This is a genomic window from Mesorhizobium sp. RCAM 05104, assembly GCF_059683645.1.
The window spans coordinates 4,615,464-4,640,000 of the sequence record NZ_CM185033.1 but is presented as its reverse complement, the minus strand read 5'-3'; the positions used below and the strand labels follow the sequence as shown (position 1 = coordinate 4,640,000).

Annotated in this window: 24 protein-coding genes (1 of these 24 cut by a window edge); 6 read left to right on the top strand and 18 right to left on the bottom strand. The window is 63.9% G+C overall.

Annotated elements, in window-relative coordinates; all coding sequences use genetic code 11:
• Window positions 1–713, top strand: partial view of a M23 family metallopeptidase gene (locus tag AC56QP_RS22760; RefSeq protein WP_489863391.1) — the final stretch only. It extends 1,258 nt beyond the left edge of the window; only the last 713 of its 1,971 coding nucleotides appear in the window; its start codon lies off the left edge, out of view; the stop codon is at window positions 711–713.
• 11 nt (window positions 714–724) lie between these two features.
• Here AC56QP_RS22760 and AC56QP_RS22755 read toward each other — a convergent pair whose 3' ends face one another.
• The gene (locus AC56QP_RS22755; RefSeq protein ID WP_489863392.1) at window positions 725–2,284 is read right to left on the bottom strand and encodes an MFS transporter; all 1,560 of its coding nucleotides are present in this window, start codon (window positions 2,282–2,284) and stop codon (window positions 725–727) included.
• Window positions 2,285–2,453: 169 nt separating this feature from the next.
• Here AC56QP_RS22755 and AC56QP_RS22750 point away from each other — a divergent pair, with 169 nt between their 5' ends.
• Window positions 2,454–3,086, top strand: coding sequence for a TMEM175 family protein (locus AC56QP_RS22750; protein ID WP_489863393.1), 633 nt, complete (start codon window positions 2,454–2,456; stop codon window positions 3,084–3,086).
• 24 nt (window positions 3,087–3,110) lie between these two features.
• On the opposite strand, the gene AC56QP_RS22745 is transcribed toward AC56QP_RS22750, so the two are convergent.
• From AC56QP_RS22745 to AC56QP_RS22710, 8 genes are all read right to left on the bottom strand, one after another.
• Window positions 3,111–4,604 (bottom strand): L,D-transpeptidase family protein, encoded by a 1,494-nt coding sequence (locus AC56QP_RS22745; RefSeq protein WP_489863394.1) that lies wholly within the window; start codon window positions 4,602–4,604, stop codon window positions 3,111–3,113.
• 150 nt (window positions 4,605–4,754) lie between these two features.
• The gene (locus AC56QP_RS22740; protein ID WP_489863395.1) at window positions 4,755–5,120 is read right to left on the bottom strand and encodes an MmcQ/YjbR family DNA-binding protein; all 366 of its coding nucleotides are present in this window, start codon (window positions 5,118–5,120) and stop codon (window positions 4,755–4,757) included.
• Window positions 5,121–5,176: 56 nt separating this feature from the next.
• Window positions 5,177–7,783, bottom strand: a complete 2,607-nt coding sequence (gene clpB, locus AC56QP_RS22735; RefSeq protein WP_489863396.1) for an ATP-dependent chaperone ClpB — start codon at window positions 7,781–7,783, stop codon at window positions 5,177–5,179.
• A 221-nt stretch (window positions 7,784–8,004) separates the two neighbouring features.
• On the bottom strand, window positions 8,005–8,943 hold the full coding sequence (locus AC56QP_RS22730) for a DUF4167 domain-containing protein (protein WP_489863397.1): 939 nt from the start codon (window positions 8,941–8,943) through the stop codon (window positions 8,005–8,007).
• Between the two features lie 303 nt (window positions 8,944–9,246).
• The gene (prmC, locus tag AC56QP_RS22725) at window positions 9,247–10,125 is read right to left on the bottom strand and encodes a peptide chain release factor N(5)-glutamine methyltransferase (RefSeq protein ID WP_489863398.1); all 879 of its coding nucleotides are present in this window, start codon (window positions 10,123–10,125) and stop codon (window positions 9,247–9,249) included.
• Entirely contained in the window at window positions 10,118–11,197 is a 1,080-nt protein-coding gene (gene prfA, locus AC56QP_RS22720) for a peptide chain release factor 1 (protein WP_489863399.1), read from the bottom strand. The genes prmC and prfA overlap by 8 nt, the downstream gene beginning before the upstream one ends.
• A 10-nt stretch (window positions 11,198–11,207) precedes the next feature.
• Window positions 11,208–13,478, bottom strand: coding sequence for a phosphoenolpyruvate--protein phosphotransferase (gene ptsP / locus AC56QP_RS22715; RefSeq protein ID WP_489863400.1), 2,271 nt, complete (start codon window positions 13,476–13,478; stop codon window positions 11,208–11,210).
• Between the two features lie 82 nt (window positions 13,479–13,560).
• Window positions 13,561–14,814: an aspartate kinase gene (locus tag AC56QP_RS22710; RefSeq protein ID WP_256751723.1), complete on the bottom strand. Its 1,254-nt coding sequence runs from the start codon at window positions 14,812–14,814 to the stop codon at window positions 13,561–13,563.
• A 247-nt stretch (window positions 14,815–15,061) separates the two neighbouring features.
• On the opposite strand from AC56QP_RS22710, the gene AC56QP_RS22705 reads away from it, so the two are divergent.
• Together AC56QP_RS22705 and ubiG are read left to right on the top strand one after the other, a co-directional pair.
• Entirely contained in the window at window positions 15,062–16,903 is a 1,842-nt protein-coding gene (locus AC56QP_RS22705) for a CHASE3 domain-containing protein (protein ID WP_489863538.1), read from the top strand.
• An 86-nt stretch (window positions 16,904–16,989) separates the two neighbouring features.
• Window positions 16,990–17,739 carry a bifunctional 2-polyprenyl-6-hydroxyphenol methylase/3-demethylubiquinol 3-O-methyltransferase UbiG gene (ubiG, locus tag AC56QP_RS22700; protein ID WP_489863401.1) on the top strand — a complete coding sequence of 250 codons (750 nt, stop codon included), beginning with the start codon at window positions 16,990–16,992 and terminating at the stop codon, window positions 17,737–17,739.
• Window positions 17,740–17,751: 12 nt separating this feature from the next.
• On the opposite strand, the gene AC56QP_RS22695 is transcribed toward ubiG, so the two are convergent.
• Entirely contained in the window at window positions 17,752–18,657 is a 906-nt protein-coding gene (locus tag AC56QP_RS22695; protein ID WP_489863402.1) for a DMT family transporter, read from the bottom strand.
• 98 nt (window positions 18,658–18,755) lie between these two features.
• Between AC56QP_RS22695 and AC56QP_RS22690 the strand changes: the two genes are divergently transcribed.
• Window positions 18,756–19,241, top strand: a complete 486-nt coding sequence (locus tag AC56QP_RS22690; protein WP_489863539.1) for a MarR family winged helix-turn-helix transcriptional regulator — start codon at window positions 18,756–18,758, stop codon at window positions 19,239–19,241.
• Window positions 19,242–19,245: 4 nt separating this feature from the next.
• On the opposite strand, the gene AC56QP_RS22685 is transcribed toward AC56QP_RS22690, so the two are convergent.
• Genes AC56QP_RS22685 through AC56QP_RS22670 form a run of 4 tightly spaced genes read right to left on the bottom strand, consistent with a single transcriptional unit; the run spans window position 19,246 to window position 21,643 of the window.
• Window positions 19,246–19,671, bottom strand: coding sequence for a DUF1178 family protein (locus AC56QP_RS22685; protein ID WP_489863403.1), 426 nt, complete (start codon window positions 19,669–19,671; stop codon window positions 19,246–19,248).
• On the bottom strand, window positions 19,668–20,534 hold the full coding sequence (locus AC56QP_RS22680; protein ID WP_489863404.1) for a carbon-nitrogen hydrolase family protein: 867 nt from the start codon (window positions 20,532–20,534) through the stop codon (window positions 19,668–19,670). Before AC56QP_RS22680 ends, AC56QP_RS22685 begins: the two co-directional genes overlap by 4 nt.
• Window positions 20,535–20,545: 11 nt before the next feature.
• Window positions 20,546–20,815, bottom strand: coding sequence for a glutaredoxin 3 (gene grxC, locus AC56QP_RS22675; protein ID WP_269907762.1), 270 nt, complete (start codon window positions 20,813–20,815; stop codon window positions 20,546–20,548).
• A gap of 27 nt (window positions 20,816–20,842) precedes the next feature.
• Window positions 20,843–21,643, bottom strand: a complete 801-nt coding sequence (locus AC56QP_RS22670; RefSeq protein WP_489863405.1) for a ComF family protein — start codon at window positions 21,641–21,643, stop codon at window positions 20,843–20,845.
• Window positions 21,644–21,707: 64 nt separating this feature from the next.
• Here AC56QP_RS22670 and AC56QP_RS22665 point away from each other — a divergent pair, with 64 nt between their 5' ends.
• Window positions 21,708–22,571 (top strand): methyltransferase domain-containing protein, encoded by an 864-nt coding sequence (locus AC56QP_RS22665; protein ID WP_489863406.1) that lies wholly within the window; start codon window positions 21,708–21,710, stop codon window positions 22,569–22,571.
• A 29-nt stretch (window positions 22,572–22,600) separates the two neighbouring features.
• Here AC56QP_RS22665 and AC56QP_RS22660 read toward each other — a convergent pair whose 3' ends face one another.
• From AC56QP_RS22660 to AC56QP_RS22645, 4 genes are all read right to left on the bottom strand, one after another.
• Window positions 22,601–22,780 carry a Flp family type IVb pilin gene (locus AC56QP_RS22660; RefSeq protein ID WP_091585376.1) on the bottom strand — a complete coding sequence of 60 codons (180 nt, stop codon included), beginning with the start codon at window positions 22,778–22,780 and terminating at the stop codon, window positions 22,601–22,603.
• A 110-nt stretch (window positions 22,781–22,890) separates the two neighbouring features.
• Window positions 22,891–23,208, bottom strand: a complete 318-nt coding sequence (locus tag AC56QP_RS22655; protein ID WP_489863407.1) for a hypothetical protein — start codon at window positions 23,206–23,208, stop codon at window positions 22,891–22,893.
• A 132-nt stretch (window positions 23,209–23,340) separates the two neighbouring features.
• Window positions 23,341–23,763: a (deoxy)nucleoside triphosphate pyrophosphohydrolase gene (locus AC56QP_RS22650; protein ID WP_489863408.1), complete on the bottom strand. Its 423-nt coding sequence runs from the start codon at window positions 23,761–23,763 to the stop codon at window positions 23,341–23,343.
• Window positions 23,760–24,509 carry a GNAT family N-acetyltransferase gene (locus tag AC56QP_RS22645; RefSeq protein WP_489863540.1) on the bottom strand — a complete coding sequence of 250 codons (750 nt, stop codon included), beginning with the start codon at window positions 24,507–24,509 and terminating at the stop codon, window positions 23,760–23,762. The genes AC56QP_RS22650 and AC56QP_RS22645 overlap by 4 nt, the downstream gene beginning before the upstream one ends.
• Between the last annotated feature and the right edge of the window lie 28 nt (window positions 24,510–24,537).

Sequence of the window (24,537 nt, the reverse complement as noted above, 5' to 3'; positions counted from 1 at the left end):
AGTCCCGCCTCAACCCCTCCGACCGCCTCGAAGTGCTGTTCTCACAGCCCGATGGCGACGACCAGACCTCGGACAGTTCCGAACTTCTCTACGTCTCGGCGACATTCGGCGGCACGACACGCAACTTCTATCGCTTCCAGATGCAGGACGGCAGCACCGACTATTTCGACGAGGACGGCTCAAGCGCCGAGCAGTTCCTGCTGCGCAACCCGCTGCCCAACGGCAGATTTACCTCCGGGTTTGGTGCCCGCAAGCATCCAATCCTCGGCTATGTCCGCATGCACACAGGCACCGATTGGGCCGCTCCCATCGGATCGCCGATCATCGCCGCCGGCAACGGCGTCGTTGAGAAGGCGGGCTGGGCCGGCGGCTATGGCAAGCAGATCATCCTGCGCCATGCCAACGGCTACGAGACGTCCTACAATCACCAGAGCGCCTTTGCCAAAGGCATCGAACCTGGCGTTCATGTCCGCCAGGGCCAGGTCATTGGTTATCTCGGCCAGACCGGTCTCTCCACCGGTCCGCACCTCCACTACGAGCTGATCGTCAACGGCACCAAGGTCGATTCGATGCGCGTCCGGCTGCCGGTCGGCAAGGTGCTGAAAGGCGATGACCTTGTCGCCTTCAAGCGCGAGCGCGAGCGCATCGACGACCTGCTGAAGCAGGAAGACAGCGATTCGCTGAAAGTCGCGAGCGCCAAGATCGACGGCTGATTGGTTGAAGTTCAGCCTTGCGCATCTTCGGCACGCCGCGACCATGGCAGCCGCTCGCCGGAAATGGTCGTCCACGCGATGACAGCCGAAAGCAGGCAAAGCAGCGCTGTCACCGAGGAGACCGCGGAAAACGCAGCATCGCTGGCGGCGAGCCTTGCCGCATCGAGTGCCGGCGCAAGTCCGGCCGGTGCCGGTTCGCCGAAGCCAGGGACGCCGGGCATTGCATTCCCATCCAGTGCATTCGCGTAGACCCAGGCTGCAAGCGACCCCATCGCCGCCACGGCGATCAGGCCGCCGATGCGCGAAACGGCATTGTTTATACCGGAGGCAGCACCCGTATCCTTGTCTTCCACTGCCGTCATGATCGCGGTCGACAGCGGCGACACCACCAGCGCCATGCCGAGCCCCATCAGCGCCATCAGCGGAAATGTTCCCGCCCAGAAATTGTGGATGCCAGCATGGGTGAGCAATGCAAGTCCGGCGAAGGCGAGAGCCACGACCAGGCTGCCGCAGGCAATCGGAAAACGCGGCCCGATCCGATCCGACAGCAGGCCGACCGGTCCCGACAGGAGCGCGATCGATGCCGACAAGGGCAGGAAGATGAAGCCGACCTCGGCCGTGCTCAATCCCCAGCCGGCGATCAGCAGCATCGGCAGATAGAAAAGATTGGCCGACAGCGCGAAATAGAGGAAGAACGTTGCGACATTGGCGCCGGCGAAAGCGCCGACACGAAACAGCGACAGATCGATCATCGGCTCGCGCTGCCGAAGCTCGAAGAAGATGAAGACAGCCAGCAATACGGCGCCGGCGGCGATACTCGGCCCCGACATATGCCCCTCGCCGCTGGCGCTCATCGAGGTCAGCCCGTAGGCGAGCGCGCCGAAGGCCAATGTCGCAAGCGCCGCACCACCAAGATCCAGACTGCGTTTCGCCGTTGGCGCGTCGGCCGGAATCTTGGCCAGCAGAAGATAGATCGAGATGAGGCCGAGCGGCAGGTTGATGGCGAAGATCGCTCGCCAGATGCCGTCGCCGAAAGCAGAAAGCACAAGGCCGCCGAGCACCGGGCCAAGCGCCGTGGTCAGCGCCGAAGCCGCCGCCCAGATGCCTATCGCGCGGCCGCGTTCTTTCTTCGGGTAGGCCTTGGCTATGATGGCGAGGCTGCCCGGCACCATGATCGCGGCACCAATGCCCTGGATGGCGCGAAACGCGATCAGCACAGCCGCATTCGGCGCCAGGGCACAGGCAAGCGAGGCAACAATGAACAGCGCAATGCCTGCCACAAAGGCGCGTCGCAACCCGAATCGATCGCCGGCGGCGCCGCCGGCAAGGATCAGCGCCGAGAGCGTCAACGCATAGGCATTGGAAATCCATTGCGCCTCGGCAAGGCTGGCGCCGAGGTTGACACGGATCGCCGGCATGGCGATGGCCAGGATCGAACCGTCGATGAAGCCAAGCGCCGAGGCCAGGATCGCCGCGATCAACACAAACCGCCGCCGCGATTGCGGACAGAACGTTCCGTTCGTGACCGGGCTGGTCAGCGGGACCGCGGCGACTTCGCTTGGTGAATGCATGGAACCCTGCTTAGACCCCCAGCGCACCGGCAACAACCGGCCAGTGGCTTGCAGTCATTGAAACCAGTCTCACCTGAGACTAGCCGTCGCGCCAGGGTGGCACCTATCCGGATGCAAACGGTGGCAGTCATGCTAAGTTTTCCGGGGAGCTGCAGGCGTGGAGAAATCGATGAAGCGTCCACTCGAACCATCAGCGGAGGGACGCGGCCGCGTCGTCGGCATCACCGACGGGGTGTTCGCCATTGCACTCACCCTGATCGTGCTCGAGATCAGGGTCCCGGCACACGAGGCGATCCATTCGGAACGCGATTTGCTTGCCGCGATCGCGGCACTCGCGCCACGCTTCCTGACCTATGCCTTGAGCTTCCTGACGCTGACCATCTTCTGGTTCGGCCAGCAGGCGCAGCATGGGCTGATCGCAAAATCCGACAGACGGCTTGCCACGCTGAACCTCTGCTTTCTCGCCTTCATCGCCTTGCTACCGTTCTCGACGGACCTTTTGGCCGACTTCCTCGAATTCAGGACCGCTGTGCTCGTCTACTGGCTCAATCTGCTGATGCTCGGCGTCACGCTGTTCGCCAGTTGGCGCTATACGGAGCAAAGCGGCTTTCTGGCGGAAGATGTCGATGCGCAGACGCGACACACGGTCTACCTGCGTATCGTCAAGGCGCAGATCCTGTGGGCGATCGGCGCCGCACTGTGCCTGATCACCCCGTTGCTCAGCGTCGGCTTCATTCTGGTTGTGCAGCTGATCTACGCGGCCACGCCAAGCGCGAAGTGGGTGCGCAGGATCATCGGCTGAGGCGCAGCGGAGGCCGTTGGTTCTTCAGTCGACAAACTCAACGGTGACACCCGGCGAGACGAGCTTGGCGAGTTCTCGCGCATCCCAGTTGGTCAGGCGCACGCAGCCATGGCTTTCGGTCTTGCCGATCTTCGAAGGGTCCGGTGTGCCGTGGATGCCATAGGTCGGTTTGTCGAGCGCGATCCACACCGATCCGACCGGGCCGTTGGGACCCGGCGGAATGGTCAGAATCTTGTCGTTCTGGCCCTGCTTGAAATTGATGTTGGGGTTGTAGGTGTAGTTCGGATCGAGCGCGACGCGCGACACCGTGTGCGTGCCGGACGGTGACGGCGTATCCGACGAGCCGATGGTCGCGGGATAAGCCGCGACCAGCTTGCCCCCCGCGTCATAGGCGAAAACCTCTTTCTTGCCCTTGTCGGCGACGATGCGGGCGACCGGCGTCGAGACCAGCCTGCCAAAATTGGCGACCTTGATGATCGTGCCAGGACGATTGAAATTGGCGTCCGGGTTGAGCGCCTTCAGATAGTTCTCGTCCATGTGGAAGCGCTCGGCGAGCGCTTCGGTCACCGACGTGTAGCCCATGCGGTCGAGCTGCGCCTTCTGGCTGTAGTCTTCCGGGATCGAGGCGACATAGGGGCCGGCCGCATCCTCCGGTGTGATGGTGTAGTTGGCGAAGGCATCGCCGCCGGATTGTGCAAGTGCCGTCTGGATTCCGACCGCATCGGTCGATCGCAGATTGCTGCCCGTGATTTCGTTGTAGGCGGCGAGCGCCTTGTCGACATTCGAACCGAATCGCCCATCGATGACGCCAGGTGATGCGCCGCCCCGGTCGAGCAGCACCTGAAGTGCGGCGACATCCTGGCGCGCTCCGAGCGAAAGCGACGGCTCGACAGTGGTCTTGTCGCCAGCCTTTGGCGGCAGTGCCGCCTGATCGGCAGGCGCGGCCTGTTCCGCGGGCGCTGCCGGCTGGACAGGTTCTATCGATGCCTCGTTGAGCGGCTGACGCTTGATGGTGTCCGGCTCTGCCGGCTGTGGTGCCTCAGGGTAATTGTTGTCGTAGCTGCCGTCGTCCTGAGGCGCCGGCGGGTAGGCTTCCACGGAATTGCCACTATCGGGATCGTATTCGTCCGCCGGCGGCGGGATGACCCGGCCTTCCTCTTGCAACTGCTTGCGGCGGAACCGCGCCATGTCTTCCGGATTGTCGAGGTAGTAGCGGTCGTCTTCGGCGGGGACGCGACCAAGCTCGCGCAGCCTTGTCTCACGGCGCAGCGCGCGACGGTCGAGCCGCGTGTGCGGCGGCTGGATGGCGATCACCTTGCCGGTATCGGCATCGACAATGACGCGGTTTCCCCTGGCGTCGTAATAGATGTCCAGATTGCCGTCCTGGGCGACAAGGATGCCGCCGGCCGCAGCAGTGCGAACAGCCCGTGGCGAGGTATCGTCGGTCGGCGCGGCCATTGCACTTGAAGAAAGTATCCCGACGGCGAGCGCCGAGAGAGTGAAGATCGTCCGCAACATGGTGGCCAAACTCTCCGGTCCGTAATTGCCGCCGCCCGGCAGTGTCCCTGTGAGGCGAACCCTTCGCCAACAAACCAGTTACCCAGCATATGGTTCCAATATGAACCGGGCATGAAGATGGCGGCTTTCCGGCGCCTCGATGAATGTCGGCTAGCGGGCGGCAAGCCCCAGTTCCTTGCGCGCCTGCTTCGTCAGCTTGAGGGCAACCAGGCGATGGCTCTCGCGCAGATAGTCCTTCAGCGCAGCATCATCCACGCTCTGGCTTGTCCGACGCTGGATCCATGTCATGCCGCGCGAGGCAAGATAGGGCGCCGGCCGCAGCCCCGGTAGCTCCTTGAGCACATCATAGGCAATGTTGGAGCATTTGAAGGTGACGAAGAGCTGCCGTCCTTGATCCCATCCGCCGATCGCAAACACCTTGGCCCCGACCTTCCAGACATGGGCGCCGCCCCACTGGACGACATGGGTCGTCGAAGGCAGCGAGGCGCAGAAGCTGTTGTAGTCGTCCAGCGTCATCCCCGCCCTCGCAATGTGAAAACGCCGCGCATCCAGATTGGATGCGCGGCGTTGTATCAGGCTGCCGCTTCGGCCGCGACAATCGTCTGCTTCGAGCGGAAGTTCAGCCGGTCGGAACCGGCCGTCACCTTGACGGTCGAGCCGTCGAGGATATCGCCAAGCAGGATCTTCTCCGCCAGCGGATCCTGCAGTTCCTTCTGCATCACCCGCTTCAATGGCCGCGCGCCATAGGCCGGGTCGTACCCCTTGGCCGCTAGCCAGTCGATCGCCTCCTGGTCGAGGCGGAGCGTGATTTTGCGGTCGACAAGCAGGTTTTCCAGCCGCTTGAGCTGGATCTCGACGATGCGGCCCATATCCTGGCGGCGCAGCCTGTGGAACAGGATCACCTCGTCGATGCGGTTGAGGAATTCCGGCCGGAACGAAGCCTTGACGACGTTCATCACCTCGTCGCGAACCTGGTCGACATCCTGGTCCTCGCCAAGATTGACCAGATATTCGGCGCCGAGATTCGACGTCATGATGATCAGCGTGTTGCGGAAATCGACGGTACGGCCCTGCCCGTCGGTCAGGCGACCATCATCGAGCACTTGCAGCAGCACGTTGAACACGTCCGGATGCGCCTTCTCGATCTCGTCGAAGAGCACGACCTGATAGGGTCGGCGCCGCACGGCTTCGGTCAGCGCGCCGCCTTCCTCGTAGCCGACATAGCCGGGAGGCGCGCCGATCAGCCGCGAGACCGAATGCTTCTCCATGAACTCCGACATGTCGATGCGCACCATGGCGCTCTCGTCGTCGAACAGGAAGCTGGCCAAGGCCTTGGTCAGTTCGGTCTTGCCGACGCCCGTCGGTCCGAGGAACATGAACGAGCCGATCGGCCGGTTCGGATCCTGCAGGCCGGCACGCGCCCGGCGCACGGCTTTCGAGACGGCTTGCACAGCCTCGCCCTGGCCGACGACGCGCTTGCCGATCTCGTCTTCCATGCGCAACAGCTTGTCGCGCTCGCCCTGCAACATCTTGTCGACCGGAATACCGGTCCAGCGCGAGACGATATGGGCGACGTGGTCGGGGGTGACCACCTCTTCGACCATGCCGACCTTGCCGTCCTGGGCTTCGGCGTCCTTGAGCTTCTTTTCGAGTTCCGGGATCTTGCCATAGGCAAGCTCGCCGGCGCGCTGGAATTCACCCTTGCGCTGGGCAATGGCGAGGTCGTTGCGTGCCTCGTCGAGCTGCTTCTTGAGGTCAGCCGCCAGCCCGAGCTTCTGCTTCTCCGCCTGCCACTTTGCGGTGATCTCGGTCGATTCCTCCTCGAGGCCGACGAGTTCCTTTTCCAGGCGGGCGAGCCGGTCCTTCGACGCGTCATCCGTCTCGACCTTCAGCGCCTCGCGTTCGATCTTGAGCTGCATGATACGGCGATCGATTTCGTCCAGCGCCTCGGGCTTGGAATCGACCTGCATGCGCAGCCGCGAGGCGGCTTCGTCGACCAGGTCGATCGCCTTGTCCGGCAGGAAGCGGTCGGCAATGTAGCGGTTGGATAGCGTCGCCGCCGCCACCAGCGCCGAATCGGAGATACGCACCTTGTGGTGCTGCTCATATTTCTCCTTCAGGCCGCGCAGGATCGAGACGGTGTCTTCCACCGACGGCTCGTCGACGAACACAGGCTGGAAACGGCGGGCAAGAGCCGGATCCTTCTCGACATGCTTGCGATATTCATCCAGCGTGGTCGCGCCGACGCAATGCAGTTCACCGCGCGCCAGCGCCGGCTTCAAGAGGTTCGACGCATCCATGGCGCCATCCGCCTTGCCGGCACCGACCAGCGTGTGCATTTCGTCGATGAACAGGATGATCCCGCCGGCGGCAGAGGTGACTTCCGAAAGCACGGCCTTCAGCCGCTCCTCGAACTCGCCGCGATATTTGGCGCCCGCGATCAATGAGCCCATGTCGAGCGCCATCAACTGTTTGTCCTTCAGCGATTCCGGCACGTCGCCGTTGACGATGCGCAGCGCCAGGCCTTCGGCGATCGCCGTCTTGCCGACGCCCGGCTCGCCGATCAGCACCGGGTTGTTCTTGGTGCGGCGCGACAGCACCTGGATGGTGCGGCGGATCTCGTCGTCACGGCCAATGACCGGATCGAGCTTGCCGGCACGGGCATCGGCGGTCAGGTCGCGCGCGTATTTCTTCAGCGCGTCGTAACCCTGCTCGGCACTCGCCGAATCGGCGGTGCGACCCTTGCGGAGGTCATTGATGACCTGGTTCAACGCCTGCGCGGTGACGCCGGCCTTGGCCAGGATCTCGGCGGTCTTGGCCGATTTCTCCATGGCGAGCGCCTGCAGCAGCCGCTCGACCGTGACAAAGCTGTCGCCGGCCTTCTTGGCCAGCTCCTCCGCCGTCGAAAACACCTTGGCCAGCGGCTGTGCCAGATAGAGCTGGCCATTGCCGCCTTCGACCTTGGGCATCGCCTCAAGTGCCGCCTCGACGCCAAGTTTGACGTCGCGGACGCTGGCGCCGGCGCGCTCGATCAGCGAAGCGACCAGGCCTTCGTCATCATCGACGAGAACTTTCAGTATGTGTTCGGGAGTGAATTGCTGGTGGTTGCGCGAGAGCGCCATGGTCTGTGCGGACTGGATGAAGCCGCGTACGCGCTCGGAATATTTCTCAAGGTTCATATCTGTCTCCTTCCATCACCGGCCCACTTTGCGGCACCGGATCAGATTGCGGTGACGGACCCGCCCATTCGAGCCGGATCCTGTTCAGCCGAGATATGGTGCATAGGCCATGCTGTCTCAAGACGCTTTGATATCGGTCAACGCATAATATTCCGCCGCGGCACAAAACAAAAACGGCGGAGATTTCTCCCCGCCGTTCAATGTCTTGAAGAGCCGTTCGATCAGTTGTCGATGTCGACGATCACCGGTTCAGCGTTGCCGCTGTCGACCGGGGCCACGGCCACCTCGCTGGCATCGGCATTGTCGCCACCACCGTCGACCTGGTCGGCATTGACGCGCGGACGGCGCGGACGCCTCGGGCGACGGGCGGCACCGCTTTCGGCAGCCGCCTCATTGAGTTCGGCCCGGGCGGCAAGATCGGCCGGCGACAGGTGCTCGAACAGCGGAGCCGGTTCGGCCGCAATGGATTCGGACGCAATGGATTCAACTGGCGAGCCGGTCTCCGCCTGGATCGGGGCCTCGTTGCGCTGCTGTTGACCGCCTTGCTCGGCGGACGAACCATAGTCGCGCTGGCCACCCTGGCCATAACCGCCATTGGGCCGACGATCGCGATGGCGCCCGCCATTGTTGTCGCGGCCGCCATTGTTGCGTCCGCCATTGTTGTCACGCGTGTCGCGGCCGCTTTCGCGGTTCAGCGCGACCTCGGCTGGCATGCCTTCGATGATCGGCTGCGGACCGGCGCCATGGCTGGCTGCGGGCACCTGTGTCTCGGAATTGGCGTTCCCGCTATTGCCGGCATTATCGAACTCGTCACGATCCTCATCGCCGTCATCGTCGAAGTCGTCGCGATTCTGCTGGACGTTCTGGATCGGCATTTGCGCCTGCGCGGCCGCGATGATGCGATTGTAGTGTTCGGCGTGCTGGAGATAATTTTCCGCCATGACCCGGTCGCCGGAGCTGTGCGCGTCACGGGCAAGGGTGGCATATTTTTCGGCGATCTGCTGAGCCGATCCGCGAATCTTCACGTCCGGGCCGTTGCTCTCGTAGTTACGCGTCAGGGGATTTGGCCCCTTGCGGTTGTTGTTGTTATTGTTGTTGCCACCGCCGCCGCCACTATTGTTGCGACCGCGCATGCGCCTGTTCTGCTGTTGTGGCCTCATTCGACTCTCTTCATTTTGAAATTTTCGAAAAACTCTTCACGAACGGAGGCGCTCATGCAGCCAGCCGTTTCGTTTCTTCACCGGCGTTCGCCCGCATCGATTGCGTTGGCGCCACGTGCCATCCTGTTCCGGTTACATCACTTGCCGGACGATTCCCGCACGAAGCTTGGGCGTCGTTTGCGCAAGAAGGCAGCTATTTCCAAGGAAACCGAATCGCTAAGAGCACTGCCTGCTTCGTCTCATCCGGTTGAGGCGACCCTAGCCGCATTCCCCTGTATTGCCAAGCGCTTTTTTCGCACTGCGTCAAGGCTTTCCCTGTTGAAAGACAAGAACCCTGTCGTTTCCGCCAAGATCGCCAAACACCCCAGCAGCCGCATAGCCGGCTGCGTGGAATATCTCGCTGACCTCGTTGCGCTGCGTGTGGCCGATCTCTACCGCGATTCTGCCTTCGGCTTCCAGAAACCTTGCCGCCTCGGCGGCGATGATTCTGTACGGGGCCAACCCGTCCACGCCACCATCAAGGGCCAGGCGTGGATCGAAATCGCGGACTTCATCCTGCAGATTTCCAATGTCTTGTGCAGGTATATAGGGAGGGTTTGCGGCAATTACATGGTAACGGCCGGAAACTTTTTCGAACCAGTCGGACTGGAGCGCCGTGAACCGACCGCCAAGCCCGAGTTGCCTGGCATTGCGGTTCGCCGTCGCCAGCGCGCCAGCGGCAATGTCAACGCCCGTGGCGATCGCGGCTGGCGCGGCACTGAGCAGTGCCAGCGCAATGGCGCCGGTGCCGGTGCCGAGATCAAGGATGCGGCATTCGCCCTCCCGCGCCGCAATCGCCTCGACGAAGGGCAGCACCGCCTCGACCAGCGTTTCCGTATCTGGCCGCGGTTCCAGCGTTTCCGGCGACAGCGACAGGCGCAAGCCGTAGAATTCACGATAGCCCAGGATGCGGTGCACCGGCTCGCCGCCGGCGCGCCGTCGCAAGGCGGCATCGATTGCCGCGAGAGCCGTCGCCTCGACCTTGCGTTCCGGATCGGCAATCGCCTGCGTGCGGCTCGTGCCGGAAAAATGTTCGACGATCAGCCGCGCATCGAGCGCCGGATCATCGACAGCGGCCGCGGCAAGCCGAGCCCGCGCTGCCCGCAGCAGCGGCCCCAGCGTCTCAGGCAGTTTGTCAGCCATCGATGCCGATGTCGGCAAGCAGCTTCGACTGGTGATCGGCGATCAGCGCGTCGATGATCTCGTCGAGTTCACCCATCATCACCCGGTCGAGCTTGTAGAGGGTCAGGTTGATGCGGTGGTCGGTGACCCGCCCTTGCGGGAAATTATAGGTGCGGATGCGCTCAGAGCGATCGCCCGAGCCGACCTGCGACTTGCGCGATTCCGAGCGCTCCTCGTCAGCCTTGCTACGCTCCAGGTCATAGAGTCGTGCCCGCAGGATCTGCATGGCCTTCGCGCGGTTCTGGTGCTGCGACTTTTCCGCCTGCACCACCATGATGCCGGTCGGCAAATGGGTGATGCGGACGGCCGAATCGGTGGTGTTGACGTGCTGGCCGCCGGAGCCGGAGGCACGCATCGTGTCGATACGGATGTCTTCGGCCTTTATGTCGATGTCGACTTCTTCCGCTTCCGGCAGCACGGCCACTGTCGCCGCCGACGTGTGGATGCGCCCGCTCGCCTCGGTCGCCGGCACACGCTGCACGCGATGCACGCCGGATTCGAACTTCAGATGGGCAAAGACGCCCCTGCCAGACACCGTGGCGATGATTTCCTTGAAGCCGCCAGCATCGCCATCGCTGGCCGACACGGTCTCGAACCGCCAGCCGCGCGCGGCGGCGTAGCGCTCATACATGCGAAACAGGTCGCCGGCGAAGAGTGCCGCCTCGTCGCCGCCGGTACCGGCGCGGATTTCGAGAATGGCGTTCTTGTCGTCGGCGGCATCCTTGGGCAGCAGCAGGATCTGGATGTCCTTCTGCAGCGCCTCGATGCGTTCCTCGACCTCCGGCAGGTCGGCCTCCGCCAGAGCTCGCATCTCGGCATCGGTGCCCTTGTCGGCAAGCATCGCTTCGAGGTCGGCCTGCTCATGCTCGGCCGCGCGCAGCGCCCTGACCTTTGCCACCATGTCCTGGATTTCGGCATATTCCGACGCCATCCGCACATAGGCATCCGGCGCCGGCCCGGCCGACATCTGCGCTTCGAGCATCTCGAAACGCTTGACGACTTGATCCATACGATCGCGGGGCAAATTGACCATGATCAGGGCGCTACAATGGGATCGAGCGGTCGTCGGCAAAGGCCTGCAGCAGCGCCCGCATCGGCAGCCCCTGCGCCGGCGCCATGAGATTGTCGTCGAAGAACGCCTCCAATTCCTCCAGCGGCAGTTCCGTCAGCATCGCCTTGACGGGGCCGATCGAGGCCGGCGACATCGAGATCGAGCGAAAACCGAGACCGATCAGCGCCATCGCCGAGATCGGCTTACCGGCGAGTTCGCCGCACAGCGTCACCGGCGTGTGGTTACGGACGCCGGCATCGGCGATCTGCTTCAGGACGCGCAGGAAAGGCGCCGACAGCGTATCGAAGCGGTTGGCCAATTGTGTGTTGCCGCGGTCGACGGCCATGACGAACTGGAAGAGGTCGTTCGAACCGACCGAAACGAAGTCGACCGCCTTCATCAATTCGTCGAGCTGGAACAGAAGCGACGGCACCTCCAGCATGGCGCCTAGCTTGAGGCTGGTCGGCAGATGGTGCGCAAAACGCGACAGATGCCGCACCTCGCGGTCGATGATCTCGCGCGCCTGGGCAATCTCGCCAAGCTCGGTCACCATCGGCAGCATCAGCTTGAGCTCACGCCCGCCACTGGCCTTGAGCAAGGCGCGGATCTGGGTGCGCAGCAACCCCGGTCGGTCGAGGGTGAGACGAATCGCCCGCCAGCCGAGCGCCGGGTTCTCTTCCTGGATGGAGCCCTTGAAATAGGGCAGCACCTTGTCACCGCCGATATCGATGGTGCGGAAGGTGACCGGCTTGTCGCGCGCCGCGTCGAGCACGTCGCGATAGAGCCGCTCCTGTGCCTCGGCACGGGGAAACGTCGAAGCGACCATGAACTGCAGTTCTGTGCGGAACAGGCCAATGCCGGCCGCTCCGGCCTCGGCAAGCTGCGGCAGGTCGACGGCAAGCCCTGCATTCATCAGAAGGTCGACCTGCACCCCGTCCTTGGTCATCGACGGCTTTTTGCGCAGCTCGCGGTAAACCTCTTGCCGGCGAGCCCGGAAACGCACCTTTTCGGCATAGGCGGCCTCGAGATCGGGCTGCGGCCGCAGATGGATCACGCCCTCTTCGCCATCGACGATGATGGCGTCGCCATTTTCCGCCATAGAAACGGCGCCCTTCATCTGGCCGGCGACGGGGATGCCCATGGCGCGCGCGACGATGACGACGTGGCTGGTGGCGGCACCATCCTCGAGCACCAGCCCGCGCATCTTCTCCCTGGGATAGTCGAGCAGTTCGGCGGCCCCCATCGAGCGGGCGACGATGATGGCATCCTTCGGCAACGAGGCGGCGACATCCTCCGGCCCGCGCCCCATCAGCTGGCGCAGCAGCCGATTGGCGAGGTCGTCGAAATCGCTCATCCGCTCGCGCAGATAGGGATCGGTCATGTGCAGCATGCGGGCGCGCATGTCGCTCTGCACTTTTTCCACGGCGGCCTCGGCCGTCAGGCCGTTGCGGATCGCCTCTTCCAGCCGGCGCACCCAGCCGCGATCGTTGGCGAACATGCGATAGGCTTCAAGCACCTGGCGATGCTCGCCCTCGAAGGCGACGTCGCGGCGCTCCAGCATGTCGTCGATGGAGAGCCGGAGCGAGCCGAGCGAGCTTTCGAGCCGCCGAACTTCTTCCTCGCTGTCCTCGTTGAACAGATTGGTGACGACGATGCGCGGTTCGTGCAGCACGACGTGACCAAGCCCGACGCCTTCATTGAACGACAGGCCAGTGAAGCTGACCGGGCGGCGCAAATCGAGTTCGAGCCCGGGCCGGGTCAGCCGCGCCAGATCGCCGGTGGCGATCATCTCGGCAATGACCATCGCCGTGGTTTCCAGCGCCTCGACCTCGTCGTCTCGGTAATGGCGCATGGTCTTGTTCTGGACAACCAGAACGCCGAGCGTGCGCCCTGCCCGCAGCACCGGGACGCCAAGGAAGGAGTTGTAGATTTCTTCGCCAGTCTCCGGCAGGTAGGCGAAGGCTGGATGTTCCTGCGCGTTGGAGAGGTTCAGCGGCCGCGCGCTTGCCGCGATCGTGCCGACCAGACCTTGCCCCAGCCGCAACTGCGCCAGGTGGACGGCGTTCGGGTTCAGACCCTCGGTGGCGTAGAGTTCGAGCACCGAGTCGGCGCGCAACACGTAGAGCGAGCACACCTCGGCGACCATGTTGGAGGCGATGTCGCGCACAATGCGGTCAAGCCGCTCCTGCGGCTCCAGCGGCTCTTGCATGAGCTCGCGGAGCCGTTTCAGCAAAACGCGCGGGCCACTGGCCTGATCACGCATCGCGGCTTCTTCTCCAATGGGCATTTTGCCCGCCGCAGTTTCGGCTGCGGCCGGCGCTCACGCAACAACTGATTCAGTCTTGCTACTGCTTATCCAGACCGTAGACCGAATGCAAAGTACGAACCGCGAGTTCAGTGTACGGACCGTCGATAAGGATCGAAATCTTGATCTCGGACGTCGTGATGGCGCGGATGTTGATCGACTTGTCGGCCAGCGCCTTGAAAGCGGTGGCGGCGACGCCGGCATGGCTGCGCATGCCGATGCCGATGACCGAGACCTTGGACATTCCGGCTTCCGATTGCACGACGTCATAACCGATGGAGGCCTTCAGGCGTTCGAGCACGGCAAGCGCCTTGTCGACATCCCCCGAAGGGACGGTAAACGTCATGTCGGTGTACTTGCCGTCCTCGGAAATGTTCTGGACGATCATGTCGACATTGATGTTTGCCTCGGCCAGCGGCCCGAAGATGCCGGCGGCGACGCCCGGCCGGTCGCCGACACGGCGCAGCGAAATCTGCGCTTCGTCCTTGGCATAGGCAATTCCGGTGACGACCTGCTGTTCCACGATCTCTTCCTCGTCGCAAATGAGCGTTCCGGGTGGATTGAGCAAATCCCCCATTCCGGGCGCATCGGGATCGTCGAAGGACGACCGCACGAAGGTACGCACCCTGTGCACCATGGCAAGCTCGACCGAACGCACCTGCAGAACCTTGGCGCCGAGCGAGGCCATTTCAAGCATTTCCTCGAAGGAAATCTTGGCCAGACGCCGCGCCTTGGGCTCGATGCGCGGATCGGTGGTGTAGACCCCGTCGACGTCGGTGTAGATGTCGCAACGATCGGCCTTGACCGCAGCGGCGATGGCCACGGCACTGGTGTCTGAGCCGCCGCGGCCAAGCGTGGAGATGCGATTGTCCGGGCCGATGCCCTGGAATCCGGCGATCACCGCCACCTGGCCCTCGCCGAAACGCTTGATCAGGAACGCGCCGTCAATGTCGAGGATGCGCGCCGCGCCGTGGGCGTTGTCGGTCTTGATCGGGATCTGCCAACCCTGCCAGGAACGCGCATGCACGCCCATATTCTGCAAGGTGATCGCCAGGAGGCCGGCCGTGACCTGCTCGCCGGAGGCAACGACCGCGTCATATTCGCGTGCGTCGTGCATCGGCGAGGCCTCGCGCGTCCAGCCAACCAGTTCATTGGTCTTGCCGGCCATCGCCGAAACGACGACCGCCACCTCATGGCCGGCATCGACCTCGCGTTTGACGTGACGCGCCACATTGCGGATGCGGGCGATGTCGGCGACGGAGGTTCCGCCGAATTTCATCACGATGCGCGCCATGGAAGCGAAATGCCTTTGACTGAAGCCGGCCCGAAGCCGAAAGCGGAAGAGAACGCCCGGCTGACGCCGGCCGCTGAATGCGCGGCCTCCTTAGCCAAATGATGAAGGTTTCGCAAGGCTGGCGGCGGATTGCCGAGTTCAAGACGACGGCATATTGCGTTCCGCGGCGGCGGCCCTTACCAAATGCTGCGTGTGGGAAGTTCCTTTTGGTTCGGCATAACAGATGATTGCTCGTCTTCGGCGTGCCATGCGACGGCAATCGCTGCCGCTCGTCGTCGGCTTCGCGGTGCTGGCGCTGATCGTTGGCACCCGAGCCGTGCTCGTCGAGAGCCAGAGGGCCAATCGCGCCGCCGCGCGCCAGGCAATTGAGTATCAGGACGCGCTTTCCGGACTGCTTTCGCTGGCGCAGGATGCGGAAATCGGTCAGCGCGGTTACCTGCTGACTGGTGAGAAATCCTATCTCGAGCCTTATCGGCAGGCCGTCGAGGCCATCCCGGGGCAACTTGCCCGCATCGACAGCATGACTGCTTCCGACGACGAACTCACCCTGCAGATCAGCCATATCAAAGAGGCGCTTTCGCAAAAGCAGGCCGAACTGGCGGAAACAATTGCCCTGTACGACCGAGGCAATGCAACGAAGGCGCTGGAGCTGGTGCGCGGCGGCCAGGGCAAGGCCGCCATGGACGAGATCCGGGCCAGCATGGACACGATCCGGCGTATCGGCGCCGCCACCATCGCCGCCCGCGACGAGCATACCGACCAGGTCGAGGCCTGGCTGCGCATCGGCTCGCTGGCGGCCCTGCTGGCGATCTTCCTGCTTGGCGCCTACACCATCCGCGAATCCCGACGCCGCTTCCGCGAGGTGGCCGTTGCCCAGGAGGAGCTGATGCGCAAGAACATCGCGCTCGGCAATGAAATCCAAACGCGCGAAAAGGCAGAATCCCAGATTCGCCAGATGCAGAAGATGGAGGCCGTCGGTCAACTGACTGGCGGCATCGCCCATGACTTCAACAACATGCTGGCGGTGATCATCAGCGCCATGAACCTCGCCCAGCGCAAGCTGGCGCGTGGCGAGAACGACATCGCGAAATTCATAGAAGCCGCGACCGACGCGGCAACCCGGGCCGCCAACCTGACGGCCCGGCTGCTTGCCTTCTCGCGCCAGCAGCCACTGGCGCCGCAGATCGTCGACACCAACCGTCTGGTGACCGGAATGTCCGATCTGCTTCGGCGGGCGCTCGGCGAAACCATCCGTATCGAAACCGTGCTGGCGGGAGGCTTGTGGAAGACTCACGCCGACCCGAGCCAGATCGAGAACGCCATTCTCAACCTCGCGGTCAACGCGCGCGACGCCATGGGCGACGACGGCAAGCTGACCATCGAGACCGCCAACAGCCACCTCGACGACGACTACGCCGCCACCAATGCGGAGGTCACAGCCGGCCAGTATGTCATGATCGCGGTCAGCGACACCGGTGAGGGCATGTCGCAGGAAGTCATGGCCAGGGCCTTCGAGCCGTTTTTCACCACCAAGCCGGTCAACAAGGGCACCGGCTTGGGATTGAGCCAGGTGTTCGGCTTCGTCAAACAGTCGGGTGGCCACGTCAAGATCTATTCCGAGCCCGGCGAAGGCACGACGATCAAGATCTACCTGCCGCGCTTTTTTGGGACCGAAGAAGCCGCCTTGCCGCCAGGGAGAGGCGAGCGTCCAGCGTCTGTTACCGAAACCATTCTCGTCGTCGAGGACGACGCCCGGGTGCGTGCTTCCACCACGGATGCCATGCGTGAACTCGGCTACACCGTCATCCATACGGCGAGCGGTCAGGAAGCGTTGCGAAAGCTGGCGGAAACCCCCACTGTCGCGCTCCTGTTCACCGACATCGTCATGCCGGGGATGAACGGCCGCAAGCTCGCGGAAGAGGCCGTGTCGCGCCGGCCCGGGCTGAAGGTCATCTTCACCACCGGCTTCACCAGGAACGCCGTGGTCCACAACGGCGTGCTCGACCATGACGTGCACTTCCTGGCCAAGCCCTTCACGATCGAGCAACTCGAGGCCAAGCTGCGCGAAGTGCTCGACGCCAGCACTTGAGGTCTGGCACTTGTCAGCATTCAAAATTGCCGCCTTGACATTCGCGGCCTCACGCCCGACTTCCTAGCGCTTGAGGAGACCAACCGATGCCAGAGCCCCGACGATCGACGATCGATGCCGGAGAAGTGGAACGCTTCTCCGCCCTTGCCGCCGAATGGTGGAATCCCAACGGCAAGTTCCGTCCGCTGCACAAGTTCAACCCGGTCCGGCTCTCCTATATCCGCGACCAGATAGCGACGCGCTTTGGCCGTGATCCACGCGCGGCACGGCCTTTCGAGGGCCTGCGCATCCTCGACATCGGCTGCGGCGGCGGCCTTTTGTGCGAGCCGATGGCGCGGCTTGGCGCCGAGGTGGTGGGAGCGGATGCCTCCGAAACAAACATCGAAGTGGCGAAGCTGCACGCGGCCGAGGGCAATGTGAGCATCGACTATCGCGCCACGACGGCCGAGGACCTGGCCGACGCCGGCGAGAAATTCGACGTCATCCTCAACATGGAAGTGGTCGAGCATGTCGCCGACATCGATCTGTTCGTCGCCAAGTGCGGCGAGATGGTTCGGCCCGGCGGCATCATGTTCGTGGCCACCATCAACCGCACGCTGAAGGCGCTGGGCCTCGCCATCATTGGCGCCGAATATGTGCTGCGCTGGCTGCCGCGCGGCACGCATCAATTCGGCAAGCTGGTGCGCCCGGAAGAGCTCGAAAAGGCGCTTGGCGGGGCCGGCCTGACCGTCATTGACCGTACCGGCGTCACTTACAACCCGCTTGCCGACCGGTGGACGCGGTCAAAGGACATGGACGTCAACTACATGGTGCTGGCGGAAAAGGGATCGGTCTGACCCTGAATCCATTCAGGCATTGGATGTCCTAGCCTTCTGACTTTGCGCCATGGTGGTGATGAACACGCCGGCGGTGACGATGATCGCGCCTGTCCAGGTCAGCAACTGATAATGCTCGCCGAGGAAGATGGTGCCGGCAAACAAGCCGACGCCTGCCGCCACATAGCCGATCTGGCTGAGATAGACCGGGCCGCCGACCGCCTGCAGCCGGAAGAAGAAGGCGAACATCGCCGACGCCGAGGCGACCTGCGCGACGACCACCAGCGGCACCCCGCCAAGCGGAGCGAAGGCCCCCACGCCCAGCAAGGCGAGAATACCGGCTAGCAGCAGCGCCGCCGATGCCAGATGGCTGCCGACGGCAAGCTCGATCGGGCCGGTGCCTTCCGGCCAGTCGACCGTGCGGTAGATGTTGCCGGCGGCAAGGCTGACCGGAATGAGCAGGCCCATCACCACCCAGAACAGTTCGGCCGGCTGACCGGCCTCGCCGCGAGTCACCGCCACCATGACCGCACCGACGAAGCCGACGGCGATGCCGACGATGCCCAGCATGTTCGGGCGCCGGACACGCAGCAGGATCGAGAACACCAGCGTGATCACCGGCGACAGCGTGAACATGATGCCGGTGTAGCCGGCGCCAAGATGCGGTATGGCCGAGAACATCAGGAGATTGGGGACGGCATAGGACACAGCCGCGGTCACGAAGAAGTAGCGCAACTTGTGTGTCGTAAGCCGGATGCGCTGGCCGTGCAGCAGCAACGAGCACAGCAGCACGCCGCCGGCGCCGAGCGAGATGACGAAAGCCCAGACCATGGCCGGAACGCCGGCAGCCGTGGCAAGCTTGCCAAACGGCAGCGTCAGGCCGAGCAGGCCGCCGGTGACGACCAGCAGGCCGAGCGCCGAATCCCAGAGAAATTTCATGGTCGAGCCCTGTCGTGCGCGGCCCCTTGGCCAGCATTGCATCTTGCGATAAGATAATGGAAAGATTCTTAACATCAAGATACATGATGGTGAGACAATTGGACAGGGCGGCAAGAGCGATCGAGCAATGGAAACGGGAGCGGCCCGATCTGGATGTCTCGCCGATGGCCGTGCTTGGACGGCTGAACGAGGCCGCATCCCTGGTCGCCCGCGAACGCCTCGCGCCGCTGTTTGCCCGTTACGGATTGCAGTCCGGGGAATTCGATGTCCTGGCGACGCTGCGTCGCTCCGGATCACCCTACGCGCTGACGCCAACCGCGCTCTACGAAGCGACGATGGTGACATCGGGCGCCATGACCAACCGGCTCGACCGGCTCGAATCGTCTGGATTGATCCTGCGCGGCCCGCACCCCAACGACCGGCGCGGCATTGTCGTGCGGCTGACCGAAAAGGGTCTCGCCCTGATCGACGAGGCTGTTACCGCCCATGTGGCCAATGAGCATCAGATCCTGTCCGGTCTGACGCAGGCCGAACGGGAAACGCTCTCTCGCCTGCTGGAGAAATTGATCGGGACCGTGACCTGACTGGTCAGTTGCGGTCGTCCGGAAACACCGGGATCGGCATGAACTCGACGCCGTCCTCGGCCAGGCTCTTGGCCTCTTCCAACGTCGCCTCGCCATAGATGCCGCGCGCATCGCTTTCACCGAAATGGATCTTGCGCGCTTCCTCGGCAAACTTGTCGCCGACATAGTCGGCATTCTCACGCACCTTCTCGGCCATCGCCTTGAGCTGCGCCAGGGCCTGCTTCTGCGCCTCGCCCATGGCGAGCGCGATGGTTTCCTGCTTGCGCGCCGTGGAGACGGCCGGCGCCATCAGCGCTTTCTGCACCTTGTGCGAGCCGCAGTTCGGGCAATCGACGAAGCCGCGTTTCTTCTGGGTGTCGAAATCATCATTGCTGCGGAACCAGCCCTCGAATTCGTGCTCGTGCTCGCAGATCAGCGCAAAGCGTATCAAGACGCCGCACCCCTGAGTCGCGGCGCCTCCGGCGAACCGGCATTGACGGTGAAATCCCGCGCATTTTTCAAGTTGGGGATCTTCTTGCGCGCCGCGGCCGACTGCGCCGGGTCGATCTCGGCGACGATCACCGCAGGCTCGTCATGCGCGGCTTCGGCGATGACGCGGCCCCACGGATCGACGATCAACGAATGGCCATAGGTTTCGCGGCCGTCCTCATGCAGACCGCCTTGCGCGGCGGCAATGACATAGGCACCGTTTTCGATGGCGCGCGCCCTGAGCAGCACATGCCAATGCGCCTCGCCCGTCTGACGGGTGAAGGCGGCGGGTACGGAGAGCAGATCGGCGCCGGACAGCGCCTCGGCGCGGAACAATTGCGGGAAGCGCAGGTCGTAGCAGACCGCAAAACCCAGTTTCGCGCCTGCGACCCCGGTCACCACGGCCTCGGTGCCCGGCTCATAGGCGGCGGATTCGCGCCATGACTCGCCATTGTCGAGATCGACATCGAACATATGGATCTTGTCGTAGCTGGCGAGCGTGGCGCCATCGGGGCCGAACAGCAGCGCCCGGTTGGCGAGCTTGCCGTCGGCGCGCAGGATGGCGGTCGAGCCGATATGCAGGAAGACGCCGAGCTCGCTCGCCAGTCCGCGCGCCGTCGAGACAATGACGTCCTTGTCCTCGGAGGTGAAGGAAGCGGCGCGCGCTTCCTTGTCACGGATCAGCGCTCCGGTCATTTCCGGCGTCTGGATGTAGGTCGCACCTTGAGCCGCCGCTTCGCGCACCAGCCGTTCGAGATCGATCGCGTTGCGCTCGGGGCTCTCGCCTGAACGCATCTGGATCGCAGCGGCCTTGAAAACACCCATCGTCATATTCCTCAAATCGTCGCGCCGTTGGCGAGCAGTCTGTCCAGCTGGCCCTCGGCCTCCAGCTCGTGGAGGTCGTCGCAGCCGCCGACATGCGTGTCGCCGATGAAAATCTGCGGAAAGGTCGAGCGGCCATGAGCGCGGGAAATCATCTCCTGGCGCAGCTCGGGCGAGAAGGAAGCGTCGTGCTCGGTATAAGCGACGCCCTTGCGCTCAAGCAGCCGCTTGGCTGCCGTGCAATAGCCGCACATCATGCGGGTGTAGATGGTGACGTCGACCATGACGAATTTCCGCTGTTCGTTGCCGACTTATATAGTCGCGGACTCGTCCGCCCGGAAGTCCCCCGGCAACACACGCGCAAAGGTCAGCACGTCGACAGCGCCGGCGCCCCCCTTTTTCAGTGCCTTGGTGGCGGCGCGGACAGTGGCGCCCGTGGTGTAGACATCGTCGATCAGAAGCACCCTGCGGCCGGCAATCTCGATTTCCGCCTCGGCCGGCACCCGAAAGGCGGCTCGCACATTCTCCTCGCGTTCCTTTCGCTCCAAGCCGACCTGCTGGCGGGTGAGTTTCACGCGCCGCACCGCGGAGGGGGCGAAGGGGAGATCGCTGAGCAGCGAGACCGCCCTTGCCAGTTCCGCCGACTGGTTGAACCGCCGCCTGAAGAAGCGCCGCCAGTGCAGCGGCACCGGCACCACCACATCCGCCTCGGCGATGAGATCCGCGCCTGCGCGAACCATCCAGCGCGCCATCCATGGCGCGAGATCCGTGCGGTCCTGGTATTTCAGCCCTTGCACCATCTGGCGCGCGACGCCCGAATACGCCACCGCGGCCCGCGCCCGCTCGAATGGCGGTGGATCGGCAATCGCCTCGGCCGACAGAAAGCCATCGCCCATATGATGGGTGAACGGCGTGCCCATCACCGGGCACCATGGCCGTTCCAGGAGCCGCAGCTTCGGCCAGCAGGAGCCACACAGCACGCCGGGCTGCGAGACATGCCGGCGGCAGCCGGCACAGACCGGCGGAAACAGGATGCGCGCCGGCCAGGAGAGCGCCGATCGGGCGAAGTTGCTGATCGCGATGGGCTTGATCTTGGGCATCGGATCGGCCACGTGGTTGGTCTTCGGCGCCACTATATCAACTATATCAGAGCGTGGACAAACAAGGATCCGCCCGTTGCAGCCTATAATGGACACCTCTCTCTGGCTGGCGCGCAAGCGGCGCGCGCTCGCCGATCCGGTTGACGGCGCGGACTTCCTGATGAACCGCGCCGCCGGGGATCTCGCCGATCGGCTGGGTGCCGTCGAGCGCAAGTTCGGCAAGGCAGCGGTGCTGTTTTGCCAGACGCCGGCGGCGGCCAATGTGCTTGGCGAGAGCGGCAAGGTAGCGGAGATTGTCCGCGTCGAGACGGACGCCGCCTTCCTGAATGGCGCCGCCGGCTTGATCGCGCCGCTGGAAACCGTGCCCTTCGAGCCGGAAAGCCTCGATCTGGCGGTCTCCCTTCTGTCGCTCCAAGCCGTGAACGACATCCCCGGCATGCTGATCCAGATCCGCCGCGCGCTGCGGCCGGACGGGCTTTTTCTCGGCGCCTTCGCGGGTGCCGGCACGCTCGGTGAATTGCGCGAGAGCCTGCTCGCGGCCGAGACCGAGCTCTATGGAGGCGCCAGTCCGCGCGTCACCCCGTTCACCGACGTGCGCGATGCCGGTGCGCTGCTGCAGCGCGCCGGTCTCGCACTGCCGGTCGCCGACGTCGAGACGGTGACGGTCCGCTATGCCAACCTGTTCGGCCTGATGGCGGACCTGCGTGCCATGGGCGAAACCAGCGCGCTCACCGATCGCAGCCGGCGGCCCGGCGCACGCAAGCTGTTTGCCCGCGCGGCGGAAATCTACGCCGAGCGGTTTTCCGACTCCGACGGTCGCGTGAGGGCAAGTTTCTCGATCGTCTGGATGTCCGGCTGGGCGCCTGACGCCTCGCAGCAAAAACCGCTGAAACCGGGTTCGGCCAAGGTCTCGCTGAAGCAGATACTGGAAGGCCACTAAGGGCAACCGGAGGCGCGGACGCGCCAGGGTCAGGGGGCGAAGGCGTTCGAAAGCCTGCTGGTGTTGTCGCTGAACAGCCATGTGATCGAGTTGAAGACCTGCCCGATGCCGCCGATGATGGTCAACGACAGCACCGCGACGATCAGGGCATATTCGACGACCGTGGCGCCGTTCTCGTCCTTCAGAAAACGCTGCAGCACTGTTTTCATGACCTCGATCCCTCTTGCCATGACTCTACCCTCGATCTGTTAAGAAAGGTTAACGGCAAAGGCTTAACAGGCGGTGAAACCGCCGCGTTTTCGCCAATGCCTTAACCATGTCAGCAGTCGCCGCTGCGCTTGCCATCGGACCGTATAATGCAAACCGAATCGGGCTGCGGCTGCAGCACGCTGCGGCGCACCGTGTAGGTGTCGCGACGGCTGACTGAACCGGTGGCCGTCATGTCGAGCCCGCCAGGAAAATCATTGCGGGCAGCCAGCGAGCGCGTCTGGCTCTCGAGGAACGGGGCCGCGATCAGCGCCAGCGCCACCGCGGCCGAGCCGAACAGCAGCGTGATGCGCAATATGCCCATGCCAGCGTCGGCGACACGAAAGCTGCGGTCGGGCCGGATCGAGTCCCAATCCCTGTCTAGGCTCATGCTATCGCTCCCCAGCGAATCGGTGGCGCGGCCGCGACACGGCCTTGCTTCAATTTTTCATGACGAGATAAATCTTCCATTAACGCTGGCTGATACGACCACCTCGACCGGCAGCCGGCCGGGAGGGCGCCCTCAAAGAAGATCGATGAGGAACGGGATCAGCGGAGCGTCGGCCGGCGGCATCGGATAGTCGCGCATCTGCTTTGGCCGCACCCATTTCAACGCCTGCCCCTCCCTGGGCTGAGCGATGCCGCGGAAGCGGCGGCAGACGAACAGCGGCATCAGCAGATGGAACTCGTCGTAGGAGTGACTGGCGAAGGTGAGCGGCGCCAGGCAAGGAATGTCGGTTTCGATGCCGATTTCCTCATGCAGTTCGCGAATGATGCATTGTTCGGGCGTCTCGCCAGGTTCGACCTTGCCGCCGGGAAATTCCCACAGGCCGGCGAGTTGCTTGCCCTGCGGGCGCTGCGCCAACAGCACGCGGCCATCGGCATCGACCAGCGCACAGGCGGCGACCAGGAGCAGGCGCTTGCCGGCGATCGTCACGCCACTCATGCGCCAGGCGGCCGGCGATAATGATAGCGATAGACTTCGTCGAAGCCGAGCGAACGGTAGAGCGCCAGCGCCGGCGCATTGCCGGCCTCGACCTGCAGCCAGGCTTCGCGCGCGCCACGCAGCCGCGCCCATTTCAGCGCCGACAGGATCAGGTTGCGGCCATGGCCCTTGTTGCGCGCCGACTTGTCGGTGGCGACCTCGAACAGACCGGCGAGATCGCCGTCGTGCACGCAGATCAGCGTCGCCAGCGGTTCGGCCCCGTCTTCGAGCGCGAACAGCCCTGCCTCGGGCTGGATGGCGCCGATGATCTCCGACAGGCCAGGCCGCAGCGAAACATCCGAACCACTGACCTTGAGCGAGGCACCGATGAAGCGGCTGATATCCTTCAGCGGGATCTGGTCCATGGCGGCATCGAGCTGGGCATCGGCCAGCGGCAGCCGCATGACCAGCGATTCGTCGAATTTGCTCCAGCCCTCCTTGTCGAGATGGCTGGCAAGATCGGGACCGGACAGCGGCGACATGCGGAAGGTCAGCGGCCTGCCATAGGCATCGAAACGGCGGCTGGCGCGGCCGATACGATCGGCAATGTGCTGGATGTCGCCCGGATCTAGCGGATTGACCGAGTTCAGCCGCTTGGCCGGATGGCCGGCGGTCAGCCGCACCACCCAGGTGCCGTCATAATGGACAGCGGCTGCCGGCCAGGCGCGAAAGCCGGCCGCCTCATAGCGGCGTACGATCGCGAGCATGCTTGCCGGATGCTTGGAAGCCAAAACC